The sequence below is a fragment of the Lentzea alba genome (genome assembly GCF_047445655.1).
Classification (GTDB): domain Bacteria; phylum Actinomycetota; class Actinomycetes; order Mycobacteriales; family Pseudonocardiaceae; genus Lentzea; species Lentzea alba_A.
This window is the reverse complement of record NZ_JAJAEG010000035.1, coordinates 24,357-37,832: the sequence shown is the minus strand read 5'-3', so window position 1 is coordinate 37,832 and position 13,476 is coordinate 24,357. Positions and strand designations below refer to the sequence as shown.

Genomic DNA, 13,476 nt, shown 5'->3' with positions numbered 1-13,476 from the left:
TCCGCGTACGGTAGAGGCATGAGTGACGTGCCGTTCGGGTTCAGCCCGCACGACCCCGACGACAAGAGCGGGAAGCCGGGGGACAACCCGTTCGACTTCAGCCAGCTGGGCAACATGCTGAGCCAGCTGGGCGCGATGCTGAGCAGCGCAGGGACGTCGAGCGGGCCGGTCAACTACGACCTCGCCAAGCAGATCGCCTTCCAGCAGCTCTCCTCGCAGGCGACGACGATCGGTTTCGCCGCCGACCAGTCGAGCGCGGTGACCGACGCCGTGCACCTGGCCGAGATGTGGCTGGACCCGGTCACCTCGCTGCCCGCGGGCACCCGCACCACGCAGGCGTGGACCGCGCGCGACTGGATCGAGCGCACCATCCCCACCTGGCAACGCCTGTGCGACCCGGTCGCACAACGCATGTCCGGCGCCTGGGTGGAGGCCATGCCCGCCGAGGCGAAGCAGGCCGCCGGCCCACTGCTGTCGATGCTCGGCCAGATGGGCGGCATGGCGTTCGGCTCCCAGCTCGGCAACGCGCTGGCCCAGCTCGGTGCCGAGGTCCTCACCTCCACCGACGTGGGCCTGCCGCTCGGCCCCGAGGGCACCGCCGCACTGCTGCCCGCGAACATCGAGAAGTTCACCGAGGGCCTGGAACGCCCGGCCTCGGAGGTCATGGTCTTCCTCGCCGCCCGCGAGGCAGCCCACCAGCGCCTGTTCACCCACGTGCCGTGGCTGCGCCAGCGCCTGCTCGACACCGTCGAGGAGTTCGCCAAGGGCATCAAGGTCGACACCTCGGCCCTGGAACAGCTGGCCGGCCAGATCGACCCGTCGAACCCGGCCTCCATCGAGGAGGCCATGAGCTCCGGCCTGCTCGAACCGCAGACCACCCCGGAGCAGAAGGCAGCGCTCAACCGCCTCGAAACGCTCCTCGCCCTGGTCGAGGGCTGGGTGGACGTCGTGGTCGACGCCGCCGTAGCCGACCGCCTGCCCGGCGCCCCCGCCCTGCGCGAGACGCTGCGCCGCCGCCGCGCCTCAGGCGGCCCGGCCGAGCAGACCTTCGCGACGCTGGTCGGCTTGGAGCTGCGCCCGCGCAAGCTGCGGGCGGCCTCAGCGCTGTGGAAGCTCATCGGCGACCAGCACGGCGTCGAGGTGCGCGACAGCGTGTGGGAGCACGCCGAGCTCGTCCCGACCGCCGAGGACCTGGACGACCCGCTGGAGTTCGCCGAGCGCCTCACCAACACCCGCAAGGCGCTGGAGGACCCCATCGCCGAGCTGGAGCGCACGATGCGCGAGGGCGAGGGCAAGGCGGAGGGCGGCGGCAAGTCCGAGGACGAGGGCAAGCCGGAGAACGGCAAGCCCGAGCAAGGCTGATCCGCCGAGTTCGACTCACGGGCCGGGTGCGCGCTGCGCGCCCGGCCCGAGCCTTTCTCGGGGCGTGACGGGTTCACGGCACGTGCGGCACGCGGACAAGCTCGCGCAGGGCTCCTCGTGATCACCGGACGCGCGACAAGCCCCGCGAAGGCACCCGCACGATCACCGGACATGCGGTCCGACGCACGACAAGCACCGCGAAGGCACCTGGGTCATCGCCGAATGCCATCCCGGCGGGTGACAAGCCCGAGAAGGCTCTACCGCGATCGCCAGACGCGCCGTCCGACGCACGGCAAGCCCCACGCAGGCACCCAGGCGACCACCGGCATGCCACCCAGCGCGCAACAAGCCCCGCGGAGGCTCCCTGGTGATCACCGGACATGCCGTGCGGCGTGCCTTACGAAGGCTCTCTCGCGATCACCAGACATGCCATCCGGCGCGTGCCAAGCCTCGTGAAGAATTCCTGCGCCAGACACGCTGTGCGACAAACCTCGCGAAGGCGCCCACGCGATCACCGGACACGCCGCGCGATGCGCGACGTGCGACAAACCTCGCGAAAAGTTCCTGCTGATTGCCGGTATCGCCGTGCGGCGCGTCCGGCGGCGCTCCAGAGCCGATCAGGATGCGTGCGGCGCCCAGTCACGCTGACGTACGCCGACCCATCGGGCGCATACGGCGCGCCCAGTCAGGCTCAAGGGTGCCGACCCCCACCGGGCGCTCGCGGCGCGCCCGACAGGGTCAGCTACTAGCGGGATAAGAGCAGCTCAGCCCGTCCGTACACGAGCCATGCCGCGCGAACCAGCCTCCTGCCCATCTCTCTCAGTCCTCCGTGATGCCGAGCCCGGCCGCTGCCGACAGCCCTTCGAGGTAACCCATGGCCCGTTCGGTCTTCGGGTAGCGGTGCACCCACTCCCAGAAGTCCTTGCCGTGACCTGGCACCAGCAGGTGCGCGAGTTCGTGCACCAGCACGTAGTCGAGCACCCAGGGCGGCACCTCTCGCAGGCGCTCGGAGACCCTGATGGTGCCTTCCGTGGGCGTGCACGACGCCCACCTCGTGCGCATGGGCGGTACCCAGCGCACGCTCACGGGGTCGGCGAGCGAGTCCAGGTAGCGCGCCGACAGCTCGGCACAGCGCGCCATCAGCGCCTCGTCCGACGTTCGCGCAGGGGATCTCCTGCGCGTCTCACTGCGCTGGAGGCGGCTCAACATCTCCGCCACCCAGTGCTTCTCTTCCCCCTTGGTCATCCGTGCCGGCAGAAGGACGACGACGGTGTCGCCCTCCCGGTACGCGCTGACCATGCGGCGGCGCCGGGGGCTCCGCCGCACCTCCACCCGCGGTTCGGCCATGGAGTCACCGTAAACGGCGGCACCGACAATTTTCGGCCCCCAACCGGCCGCACGCCCGCAGGCGGTGGTCCAAGTTCCACCGAACGGCGGCTGGACACGCGCGGATGAACCTGCGCGGATTCGCCGCCCCGCCCAGGTACCGTCGCGCCAAGGTCCCCGAGTGTGTCCGCACTCACAACTGCAAGGGAGGGGCTGTGGCCGAGAAGTACAACGGCTACTGCGTCAAGTGTCGGGAGAAGCGCGACTTCGACGGCAAGGTCGAGGAGACCAACGGCCGGCGCATGGCGAAGGGCACCTGCCCAGTCTGCGGCACGAAGATGACGCGGATCCTCGGCAAGGCCAAGGTTTGACGTTTCCGCTGGCAGGGGGCCTCGCCCCCTGCCAGTCTTTCTCTTGTGGACAACAGACCCCGCGTGCGTAGTGGACTGCCCGTGGTGCGCCGCGGCCCCGGTGTCGTGCAGGTCGGCACCGACCCGAAGCACGCCGTGGTGATCGACTCGCTGTCCGAGGCCCTGATCGATCAGCTACTCGCCATCGACGGCCGCCACACCGTCACTGAACTGGGTGAAAGACTCCGTGAACGTGGTGAGGACCCCGCCCAGTTGACCGCCGTTCTCACATCGCTGGAAGACGCCGGTCTGCTCGAAGAGAGCTCACGGCTGGAGGGCGCGACGGCCTCCGTGCACGGCAGCAGCCACCTTGCGCTGGCAATTACTTCGCTTCTAGCTGAATCGGGCGTCCGGCTCGCCCACGCCGCCGATCTGGTGGTGCTCGCGGCGACCCTCGTGCCCGATCCGAACGTCGTGAACACGCTGATGGCGTTCCGCACGCCGCATCTGGCCGTGCGCGTGCGTGAGGGCGTGGGCATCGTCGGGCCCTTGGTCCTGCCTGGCCGCACGAGCTGCCTGAACTGCGCGGACCTCCACCGCACCGACCAAGATCCGGCGTGGCCCGCCATCGCGACCCAGCTGGCCGGCAAACCGGCCTCCACCGACGTGCTGTTCGCGTCCGGAACGGCCGCGCTGGCAGTGGCGCAGATCCTGGAGTCGTTGATCTACGTCCGCGGCCGCGAGCAGGCCCCTCCGCCCGTGTTGAACGCCACTGTCGAGCTGGACCTGGTGACCGGGGAAGCTGAGAGGCGAAGCTGGTATCCGCACCCGGACTGTCAGTGCTCCGCACATAACATGACCGAGTGACCGAGATTCCGCGCAAGGCCGTGCAGCGCACCGCCAAGCTGGCGAGCCTCCCGCTCGGGGTGGCCGGCCGGGTTGTCGGTGGCTGGGGGAAGCGACTGACCGGACGCGCGGCCGACGAGGTCAACGCCGAGGTGACGGCCAAGACCGCAGAACAGGTCTTCGCGGTGCTCGGTCAGCTCAAGGGCGGCGCGATGAAGTTCGGCCAGGCGCTGAGCGTGTTCGAGGCCGCCGTACCGGACGAGCTCGCCGCTCCGTACCGCGAAGCCTTGACGAAGCTGCAGACCGCGGCCCCGCCGATGCCCGCCCGCACCACACACCGCGTGCTCGCCGAACAGCTCGGTGCGTCCTGGACGAAGCGCTTCAAGTCGTTCGACGACGACCCGGCCGCATCGGCGTCCATCGGCCAGGTGCACCGTGCCGTGTGGCACGACGGCCGGGACGTGGCGGTGAAGGTCCAGTACCCCGGCGCCGACGAGGCCCTGCGCGCCGACCTCAAGCAGCTGCTGCGCTTCTCACGGCTGTTGCAGGCGATCATGCCCGGCACCGACGTGCGCCCGCTGCTGGAGGAGCTGCGCGACCGGTACCTGGAGGAGCTCGACTACCGCGACGAGTCCGCGAACCAGCGCACGTTCGCGAAGGCCTTCGAGAACGACCCGCACGTCGTGGTCCCGCGCGTCGTCGCCTCCTCCCCCAAGGTCATGGTCACCGAGTGGACGTCCGGCACGCCGCTCTCGACGATCATCCGCGAGGGCTCCGTCGACGACCGCGACCTGGCCGGACAGCTGCTGGCCGAGTTCCACTTCTCCGCACCCTCGCGCTCCGGCCTGCTGCACGCCGACCCGCACCCCGGCAACTTCATGCTGGGCGACGACGGCCGCCTGCGCGTGATCGACTTCGGCGCCGTGGCCCGTCTCCCCGACGGCCTGCCCAAGACGCTCGGTCTGATGACCAGGCTGGCCCTGGACGGCCGCTCCGCCGACCTGGTGGAGCTCCTGCGCACCGAGAACTTCATCCGCGAGGGCATGTCCCTGGACGGCGAGGACGTCCTCGGCTACCTGGCGCCGTTCGTCGAACCGCTGCGCACCGAGTCGTTCCACTTCACCCGCCGCTGGCTGCAGTCGCAGGCAGAACGCGTGGGCGATCTGCGCAGCCCGGACTCACAAACGGGCCGCTCTTTGAACCTGCCCCCTCAGTACCTGCTGATTCACCGCGTGACATTGGGCGCGACGGGCATTCTCTGCCAGTTGGACGCCCACGTCACCGCACGCGAAATCGTCGCGCGCTGGCAGCCGGGATTCGACGACTAACTCGTCCGAGTGAACCCTCGCCGAGTTGTCCACAGGTTTGCGCTGAGCCCCCTTTGCGGTCTGGCGGGCAGGCCAAGATGGACCCATGTCACCCATTGCAACCACCGCTGACCTGCGCAAATCCGGACTCTCCACACGGGAGATCCACCGTCATTGCACGCCCGCCGGGCCGTGGCAGCAGCTGCTGCCCGGCGTTGTTCTGCAGAAGCCGTCGCCGCCGACCCGGCTGGACCGCCTGAAAGCCGTGCTCTCATTCGCAGGCCCTGATTCCGTGATCACAGGCGCGGACGCATTGACTCGGCAAGGCGCTGTCCTGCCCCTCCCCCGGCACATTCACGTGCTCGTGGGAAAGGATGCGCGAAGAGCGCATCCGTGGATTCTTCTCGAACGCACGTGCAGGCCGCCGGGCGTCGTGGAGCGCCACGGTTTGAGGCTTGCCGCCCCGGCCCGGGCCACTGTCGACCTGGCTCGCCGGGAGACGAACCCGCGCGCGGTCGTGGAGCTCCTCGACGCGGTGATGGGTGCACGGCTGTGTTCGCCTGCTGATCTCCACGAGGAGCTGAGGTTGAGCAGCCGGCGAGGATCCGCGCTGGTCAGGAAGGCCTTATGCCACCTGTATCCGCAGGCCGGTTCACCGCTGACGCCAAGCGCCGGCCCCTGAGGCGACAACGGCGGCCAGCCAACCCCTCCGCCACGATCCAGTCACAGAGGGCCGAACCACACGCGCCGGCCCAGCACAACGTCAGTTGACCGACCGGCGTGGACACGCGCAGGTCAGAAGGGGCATACGCGGCCTGGACCAGCGGTCCGATCCACCACCGACACCAAGCGCCGGAACCTGACGCGCCAACGGCAGCCGACCGACACCGCCACAGCACTCGGTCACCGGCGCCCGCCACACCGAACCCCGAACTCGCCACGCCCTCACCAATCCGACCGCGGCGAGAGCGACCGAGATCGCGGTGAGTCAGCGCCAGTACTCGTCCGGCAGCTTGCCCTCGATGTCCCGAACGTGCGTCTTCGCGCACACGTGACAAAGCCACCGAACAGACCCACCCGTCCGCTCCGAAGACCAGGCCAGGAACTCCAGGTCGGAAACGGAGGCACGCGACCGCCCGCATCTGTGGCAGGCCGTCACCGCCGTCGTCCCAGGTGGACGGTGTCGGTTTCCAGCAGGAACACGTCCTCGCGAGCCCCAACGTACTCGGAGTCGGAGGGGTTCAGGAGCCGGCGCAGCGCATCGCGATCGGACGCGTGCAGGCGCGACGAGGTGATCTCGGAGAGCCAACCCAGCCGGTCAACGGCCCAGTCGCGCACCTGCTGCTTGGCCGGGGCCGGGTGATCGACGACGAAGCTGAAGGCGCTGATCTCACCGAGGCCCGCGTCGGCCAGGGCGACGTTCCAGCCGACGGGTAGCCGCACGGAACCGGTCATGCCCTCGCGCATCGACACGAACCACTCCGCGCGGGCCGCGGCCATGCGGTCCTGCAGGCCGGGTTCGCCGACGCCGAGGTCCCACGGCAGGAAGCGGGTTTCGAGCCCGCCCTCGGCCAGGGCCAGCCAGCCGCCGGGAGCGAGCGCCGAGACCAGGCGGCGCACACCGCGCAACTGATCAGGAAGGTGGTGGATCACCCGCGAGCCCCAGATGAGCTCGACCGGGCCTGCGAAAGTCAGCGGATCCTCGGCGGCGAGGTCGGCCAGCACGGGCTTCACCGACACGGCGCCGTCGGCTTCGGCACGCGCCGCGGCGCAGGCTGCGTCCAACAACTCGGGTGTGGCGTCGACCAGCACGAGGACGCCACCGCCGTGGTCGCGCAACGCCGAGACCAGCGGCACGCTCATGGAGCCGGCTCCACAGCCGACGTCCATCACGACCGGGGAGTCGGGCAGCAGGGCGACGAGTCTGCGGGCGACCGCGGACAGCGCCTCCTCCTGCAGGGCGCCGTAGCGCCTCATCCCGCTCAACCGAGCGGACCAGTCGATTCCGTCGTGGGTGTGGTGCGGCACAAAGGGAACGGTACGGAGGAACGGCCGAGGCCGCCATCCACCTTCTCGTGGATGACGGCCTCAGCTCGAGACTGTCAGAGGTCGAAGCGAGCCGCTCTGCGACCGGCCCATCGCGCCAACCTGCGCCAACGTTGCGCTGACGCGAGTCGGGTCGCCACGCGTTGCTCTTCCGCGACCCTCTGGGCTTCTTGTATTCGTATTCGCACGAGTTCTTCTTGCAGAGACATCTGAGTCAGGCCCTCGTTCAGGTAGGCGGGAATTGCGCTGTGGCTGAGCTGCACGGTGTTCACGCTGCCGCCTCCGTCTTGTCAGCAGTGACAACAGCTGCCGCGTCCTTGCGCGGACGGCCACGCGGCCGCTTCCGCGCGATCACGACACCGCGCTCGAAGATCTCTCCACCCCAGACGCCCCACGGCTCGTGACGGGCGATCGCGCCGGCGAGGCACTCCGCCAGCACCGGGCAGGTCCCGCAGAAGGACTTCGCCTTCTCGAGGTCGGCCGGCGCGTCAGCGAACCAGAGGTCGGGGTTGTGGGTGCGGCAGGGCAGGTCAAGCCCGTCCGCGAGGTCCGGAAGTGTCTCGCCGGTGAGCGGGACAGTCGCGGTCAACATCAGGGTTTTCTCCTTGTGTGGGGTACTGCAAAAACACGAAAGCCGCGGACTCTGTGCGAGTCCGCGGCTTTCGTGAGCCTGGTGGTCCTTCGACCCCCCTATGGGGTCGGCAGGAGCCTTCTCACTTGATGCGCGGACAGCGCATTCGTGTAGTTAGGAACATCGACGACGACCGGCAGCACGATCGGCTGCTCGTTGGTCAGTCCGGTGCCGCGCTCGCGACCCAGCAGGGCCGTCGACCTGTGGGCAGACTTCTGCCACACGGTCAGTTCGGCTGCGGACATGCAGAGGCCCTCGGACACGGGGAGGCCGAGCGTGCGAGAGATGTTGAAGATCTTCACAACGGTCACCTCCACCAAGAGAGCTCTGCTGTCGAGAGCTAGTAGTAGTTCTTCTTCCCCAGACGGGTCCTCCGGACCCGGCATGAGCAGGTTATGACCCCGTCCCAGGGGCTCGCAACCTATTTAACAAAACTTGTCCCGATCAGGTGGCGGAGTACCCGACACCCGCCCGGACCAGGCCCAACACATCGTCGCCGAACTTATCAAGCTTCGAGGCGCCGATGCCCGAGATCGCCACAAGTCCGGCCGAATCCGTGGGTCGCTGCTCCGCGATCGCCATCAGCGTGGCGTCGGTGAAGACGACGTACGCGGGCACCTTCAGCTCCCGCGCCCGCGCCGACCGCCACTGCCGCAGCGACTCGAGCAGCTCCTCGTCCACATCGGACGGGCAGGACGTGCAACGGCCGAGCTTCACGGCCTGTGCCTCGATCAACGTCGACGCGCATACCCGGCACGTCGGCTTTTCCTTCTTCATCAGAGGAGGCCGCTGCGCACCGGCAGATACTCGGGCAGCCGGGTGGTTCTCCGGTACGAGGCTGTAGAGGAACCGCGACCTGCGGCGGTACTTGCGCCCACCAGCCGCGCGCGACAACGCCCACGACAGCCAGAGGTGCTCACGCGCTCGCGTCACGCCTACGTACAGAAGGCGGCGTTCTTCTTCGACCTTCGCCTCGTCGCCGTCGGCGTACTGGATCGGCATGGTGCCCTCGACCAGCCCGACGAGGAACACGGCGTCCCACTCCAGGCCCTTCGACGCGTGCAGCGACGCCAGCGTCACGCCCTCGACCGTCGGCGGATGCTGCGCCTCGGCGCGCACGTCCAGTTCCGCGCAGAACCGCGGCAGGTCGGCGCCGGGCACGGCGGCGACGAACTCCTCCGCGAGCTCGACCAGCGCGAGCAGCGACTCCCAGCGCTCCCGCGCGGAGCCACCGGTCGGCGGCTCGTCGGTCAGGCCGACCCGTGCCAGCACCGAGCGAACGACCTCGGGAAGCGAGCCGGACACGTCGCCCGCCGCGCGCAACGAGATCATCGCCTGGCGGACCTCGGCCCGTTCGAAGAACCGCTCGCCGCCGCGCACCAGGTACGGGATGCCCAAGGACGCAAGCGCCTGCTCGTACACCTCGGACTGCGCGTTCACCCGGTAGAGGATCGCGATCTCGGAGGCCGCGACGCCTTCGTCGAGCAGCGTCTTGATGCGCCGCGCGACCGCGTCCGCCTCGGCCGGTTCGTCGTCGAACTCGTGGAACCGCGGCAGGGGCCCTTCCGGCCGCTGCCCGACGAGCTGCAGCCGCGAGCCGGCCGGACGCCCGCGCGCCCACTTGATCACGTCGTTGGCCAGCGCCACGACCTGCGGCGTCGACCGGTAGTCGCGCTCCAGCCGCACGACGACGGCCTCGGGGAACCGGCGCCCGAAGTTGAGCAGCGGCTGTGGCGAGGCGCCCGCGAAGGAGTAGATGGTCTGGTTCGCGTCGCCGACCACCGTCAGGTCGTCGCGGTCGCCGAGCCACGAGTCGAGCACGCGCTGTTGCAGCGGCGTCACGTCCTGGTACTCGTCGACGACGAAGCAGCGGTAGCGGTCGCGGAACTCCTGCGCGACCTCCGCGTTGTCCTCCAGCGCGGCGGCGGTGTGCAGCAGCAGGTCGTCGAAGTCGAGCAGCTGCGCCTCGTTCTTGAGCTGCTCGTAGACCGTGTAGAGCTTCATGATCTGCTCGGCGGGCGCCGGGATGTCCCGCGCCGCGCGCGAGGCCGCCGCCGGGTAGTCCTCCGGCGTCAGCAGCGACGCCTTGGCCCACTCGATCTCGCTGGTGAGGTCGCGCAGCGCGTCGGGCTCGGTCGGCAGCCCCAGCCGGGAGGCGGCGCGGGCGACGACGCGGATCTTCTGGTCGACCAGCTCCCAGCGCGGACCGCCGACGACTCGCGGCCAGAAGTAGCGCAGCTGGCGCGAGGCAGCAGCGTGGAACGTCACGGCCTGTGCGCCGTGCACGTCGAGAGAACGCAAACGGGTGCGCATCTCCCCCGCGGCGCGCTTCGTGAACGTGACGGCGAGGACCTGCGACGGAGCGATGTGGCCGCGTTGGCAGAGGTACGCGATGCGGTGCGTGATGGTTCGCGTTTTTCCGGTACCGGCGCCCGCGAGCACGCACACCGGGCCGCGCGGTGCTTCCACCGCTGCGCGCTGTTCCGGATCAAGACCCTCCAGCAACGCCTCCATGCCCCGCAGTCTCGCAGATGGCCGATCCGTGCTCGTTACAAGAGACCGCTGTGTCCGATTTTTCTGGGCACGTATCCTGGTGGGTATGGCTGGAAAGCAGGACAAGGCGGCTGCCAAGGAAGCGGCGAAGGCTCGTCGCGCGGCTTCACGCGAACGGCGCAAGCAGATCTTCGAGGCGTTCAAGATGCAACGCCGCGAGGACAAGGCGCTCATTCCGCTGATGCTGGGCGCGGTCCTCGGCGTCACCGCGATCGCCGTGGTCCTCGGACTGGTCTTCAACGCGGTCTGGATGTTCGTGCCGCTGGGCGTCGCGATCGGCGCACTGCTGGCCGTGATCATCTTCGGCCGCCGGGTGCAGAGCAACGTCTTCCGCAAGGCGGACGGCCAGCCGGGCGCCGGCGCGTGGGCGCTGGAGAACCTGCGCGGCCGCTGGCGGGTCACCCCCGCCGTCGCGGGCACCACGCAGCTCGACGCCGTGCACCGCGTGCTCGGCCGTCCTGGTGTGGTCCTCGTCGCCGAGGGCGCGCCGCACCGGGTGAAGCCGCTCCTCGCGCAGGAGAAGAAGCGCATCGCGCGCGTCATCGGCGAGACGCCGATCTACGACTTCATCATCGGCACCGAAGAGGGCCAGGTCCCGCTGAAGAAGCTGCAGTCGGTGCTGATGAAGCTCCCGCGCAACATCACCGCCGCGCAGGTCGAGACGCTCGACACCCGCCTCGCCGCGCTCGCCAACCGCGGTGCCGCGCTGCCCAAGGGCCCGATGCCGGCGGGCGCGAAGATGCGCAACGTCCAGCGCACCCTGCGCCGCCGCTGAATCTTCTAGGTATATTCCAGCCCGATCTGAGTTAGCCTCTCCCATTACCACCGCCGCCGCGGGGTGATCGGAGAGGCTTTCTTCGTCATGTGCGTGGTCTGCGGCGCGGAATGCGCGAATCGTTATTGCTCAAACGCTTGCCGCCAGCGCGCATATCGCAACCGGTCCAAACAAAATTCGCGCCCGAGCACCGCGCCGGGGCCGACCGACAGCTTTCTGGGCCGTGAAGACGAATGGGTGCGCCTGGGCAAGCTCCTGCGCCGCTCCCGGCTCGTCACCGTCGTGGGACCGCCGGGCATCGGCAAGTCGCGCCTCGCGGCGGAGTTCGCGGCCAAGAGGCCGAACGCACAGGTCATCGACGTTGCCGACGGAGTGAGCGCGGTCGACGTCACCGCCGATTTCGTCGTGCTGGACAACTGCGATCACCACCTCGAAGCCTGTGCCCGCGTCGCGGCGGAGCTGCTCGCCGCACCGAACCGCCGCGTCCTCCTCACCAGCCGCGAGGAGCTGCGCATCACCGGCGAACTGCTCCTGCACGTCGGTCCGCTGTCACCGGCGCACTGCGCGCAGCTGTTCATCGACCGCGCGCACGGCTCCGTCGCACGCTCCGACGCGGTCGACCAGATCTGTTCCTGGCTCGACCACTCCCCGCTCGCGATCGAGCTCGCCGCGCGCCTCGTACCGGCGTTGCCGCTGGTGGAGCTGCTGGCGCGGCTGGACCAGCGCCGTCTCGACCTGCTCGCCACCGGCACCCGCACCGGCCATCCCCGGCACGCGAGCCTGCGGGCCGCGCTGGCGTGGAGCTGGGACGCGTTGACCGCCACCGAACAGCAGGTGCTGCGGCAGATGTCCGTGTACGCGGGCGGGTTCGACCTCGACACCGCTTCGGCGGTGTGCGGACTGCCGGATGATCAGCTGGTGGGCGCGATCACGGCGCTCGTGGCGAAGTCGCTGCTGGTGCCGCCGGACGAAAACCGCAGGTACCGCTTGCTGCAGTGCATCAGGGCGTACGCGTTCGAACGGCTCGTCGAAGCCGGAGACCTCGACACGACCTGCGAACGTGCACGCGCACGGCTCGCCGAGGTCGCACGGGCCGTGCTGGAGCCGGTGTTCACGCCTGCGGCCGCCATGGCACGGGCTTCGCTGGAGCGGGCGAACCTCGCGCAAGCCACGCGGGTGGCCGCGCAGAAGGGCGACGACCGGGAGCTCCTGTTCGCGACCACACTCGCTTTGTGCTGGTCACAGGCGGGGTACACGGCGCGCGGCCGTCGTTTGCTGCACGATGCGCTCGCGCACGCGACGGCGAGCCCAGCCGACCGCAGCGTCGCGCTGGTGCACGCCGGGTGGCTGGCAGCGAAGGAGAACGACCACGCCGAGGCGTTCGCGCTGTGCAGCGCAGCAGCACAGGACATGCACGGCGAAAACCTCGGTAGGGCGCTCAGCGCGCTCGCGGGTGTTCATATGGCTCGTGGCGAGTTCGTGGAGGCGCGGGCGGCCTATGAACGTTGCCTCGACCTGCTGGAAGAACCGCTGGACCGGGCGACCGTCCAGCACAACCTGTCGTGGACCGAGCTGCAGTCGGGCGACGTCGCGCGTGCCGAGCAGCTGGTGAACGAGGCTCTGCCCGTCTACCGCCAGGCCGCGACCGCGGGGAAGCTCGCCGCGATCCTGCGCACGGCGGGAGCGCTTGCGTTACGCCGGGGCGACACGGGCGCTGCCGAGGAGAAGTTCCGCGAGGCGTTGGGCCAGTCCCCCGACGAGCACATCCTCATCTACCTGCTTCAAGGCCTGGCGATCACCGCGGTTCGCCGCGACGAGCCGGAACGCGCGTTGCGGCTGCTCGGCGCGGTGCAGGAGACCTGCGGCGCGCAGGACCCGTGCTGGCGGGACGAGGTGTCCGCCGCACTGACCGCCGCCGAGGCAGCGCTACCGCCCGCCAAGGCGCGAACGGCGTTGCAGGTGGGCGCCCGCCTACCCCTTGACCAGGTCGTTTGCTACGCCCGCGACCGGATCTGGCCGGGGCTCGGCGACGACTCGCCGTTGACCCAACGGGAACGGGAAATAGCCGCGATGGTCGCGCGCGGTGACACGAATCGACAGATCGCGAAAAGAATGCAGCTGTCCGAACGAACCGTGGAAGCGCGGCTGACCAAGATCCGCGAGAAGCTCGGCCTGCAGACCCGCACGCAGATCGCTACCTGGCTGGTGACCCGCAGTGCCTAACGCGTAACGGCTGCGGGTATCACGACTGCCGCGGATGCATTTACCGCAAATAGCTTC

General features: G+C 69.4%; 12 protein-coding genes. 7 read left to right on the top strand and 5 right to left on the bottom strand.

Features of this window, described 5'->3' with window-relative positions; translation table 11 throughout:
- Positions 1-18 precede the first annotated feature (18 nt).
- Positions 19-1,362, top strand: a complete 1,344-nt coding sequence (locus LFM09_RS40870) for a zinc-dependent metalloprotease (RefSeq protein WP_414102018.1) — start codon at positions 19-21, stop codon at positions 1,360-1,362.
- Between the two features lie 819 nt (positions 1,363-2,181).
- Here the strand turns inward: LFM09_RS40870 and LFM09_RS40865 are convergent.
- Entirely contained in the window at positions 2,182-2,709 is a 528-nt protein-coding gene (locus LFM09_RS40865) for a M48 family metallopeptidase (protein WP_414102017.1), read from the bottom strand.
- Between the two features lie 194 nt (positions 2,710-2,903).
- Between LFM09_RS40865 and LFM09_RS40860 the strand changes: the two genes are divergently transcribed.
- The 4 genes from LFM09_RS40860 to LFM09_RS40845 all read left to right on the top strand — a co-directional run bounded on the left by LFM09_RS40860 (position 2,904) and on the right by LFM09_RS40845 (position 5,873).
- Positions 2,904-3,059: a DUF5679 domain-containing protein gene (locus tag LFM09_RS40860; RefSeq protein WP_169774275.1), complete on the top strand. Its 156-nt coding sequence runs from the start codon at positions 2,904-2,906 to the stop codon at positions 3,057-3,059.
- 45 nt (positions 3,060-3,104) lie between these two features.
- Positions 3,105-3,905 (top strand): TOMM precursor leader peptide-binding protein, encoded by an 801-nt coding sequence (locus LFM09_RS40855; protein WP_414102016.1) that lies wholly within the window; start codon positions 3,105-3,107, stop codon positions 3,903-3,905.
- Positions 3,902-5,212, top strand: a complete 1,311-nt coding sequence (locus tag LFM09_RS40850; RefSeq protein WP_414102015.1) for an ABC1 kinase family protein — start codon at positions 3,902-3,904, stop codon at positions 5,210-5,212. Before LFM09_RS40855 ends, LFM09_RS40850 begins: the two co-directional genes overlap by 4 nt.
- Positions 5,213-5,297: 85 nt before the next feature.
- A complete protein-coding gene (locus tag LFM09_RS40845; protein ID WP_414102013.1) occupies positions 5,298-5,873 on the top strand; it encodes a hypothetical protein in 576 nt (191 codons plus the stop codon).
- Positions 5,874-6,346: 473 nt separating this feature from the next.
- On the opposite strand, the gene LFM09_RS40840 is transcribed toward LFM09_RS40845, so the two are convergent.
- The 4 genes from LFM09_RS40840 to LFM09_RS40825 form a co-directional block, all read right to left on the bottom strand.
- Positions 6,347-7,219: a class I SAM-dependent methyltransferase gene (locus LFM09_RS40840; protein ID WP_414102012.1), complete on the bottom strand. Its 873-nt coding sequence runs from the start codon at positions 7,217-7,219 to the stop codon at positions 6,347-6,349.
- A gap of 286 nt (positions 7,220-7,505) precedes the next feature.
- Complete coding sequence (locus LFM09_RS40835) at positions 7,506-7,829, bottom strand: WhiB family transcriptional regulator (RefSeq protein WP_414102011.1); 324 nt, start codon at positions 7,827-7,829, stop codon at positions 7,506-7,508.
- A 98-nt stretch (positions 7,830-7,927) separates the two neighbouring features.
- The gene (locus tag LFM09_RS40830; protein WP_414102010.1) at positions 7,928-8,170 is read right to left on the bottom strand and encodes a hypothetical protein; all 243 of its coding nucleotides are present in this window, start codon (positions 8,168-8,170) and stop codon (positions 7,928-7,930) included.
- A 142-nt stretch (positions 8,171-8,312) separates the two neighbouring features.
- Positions 8,313-10,382: an ATP-dependent DNA helicase UvrD2 gene (locus LFM09_RS40825; protein ID WP_414102009.1), complete on the bottom strand. Its 2,070-nt coding sequence runs from the start codon at positions 10,380-10,382 to the stop codon at positions 8,313-8,315.
- 85 nt (positions 10,383-10,467) lie between these two features.
- Here LFM09_RS40825 and LFM09_RS40820 point away from each other — a divergent pair, with 85 nt between their 5' ends.
- The gene (locus LFM09_RS40820) at positions 10,468-11,196 is read left to right on the top strand and encodes a DUF4191 domain-containing protein (RefSeq protein WP_414102008.1); all 729 of its coding nucleotides are present in this window, start codon (positions 10,468-10,470) and stop codon (positions 11,194-11,196) included.
- Positions 11,197-11,433: 237 nt separating this feature from the next.
- Positions 11,434-13,419 (top strand): helix-turn-helix transcriptional regulator, encoded by a 1,986-nt coding sequence (locus LFM09_RS40815; RefSeq protein WP_414102007.1) that lies wholly within the window; start codon positions 11,434-11,436, stop codon positions 13,417-13,419.
- The last annotated feature ends 57 nt before the right edge of the window (positions 13,420-13,476 follow it).

Coding starts and splice junctions, on each gene's coding strand:
- LFM09_RS40865 (WP_414102017.1), bottom strand. CDS start 2,709: ATGGCCGAACCGCGGGTGGAGGTGCGGCGGAGCCCCCGGCGCCGCCGC.
- LFM09_RS40835 (WP_414102011.1), bottom strand. CDS start 7,829: ATGTTGACCGCGACTGTCCCGCTCACCGGCGAGACACTTCCGGACCTC.
- LFM09_RS40825 (WP_414102009.1), bottom strand. CDS start 10,382: ATGGAGGCGTTGCTGGAGGGTCTTGATCCGGAACAGCGCGCAGCGGTG.
- LFM09_RS40820 (WP_414102008.1), top strand. CDS start 10,468: ATGGCTGGAAAGCAGGACAAGGCGGCTGCCAAGGAAGCGGCGAAGGCT.
- LFM09_RS40845 (WP_414102013.1), top strand. CDS start 5,298: ATGTCACCCATTGCAACCACCGCTGACCTGCGCAAATCCGGACTCTCC.
- LFM09_RS40870 (WP_414102018.1), top strand. CDS start 19: ATGAGTGACGTGCCGTTCGGGTTCAGCCCGCACGACCCCGACGACAAG.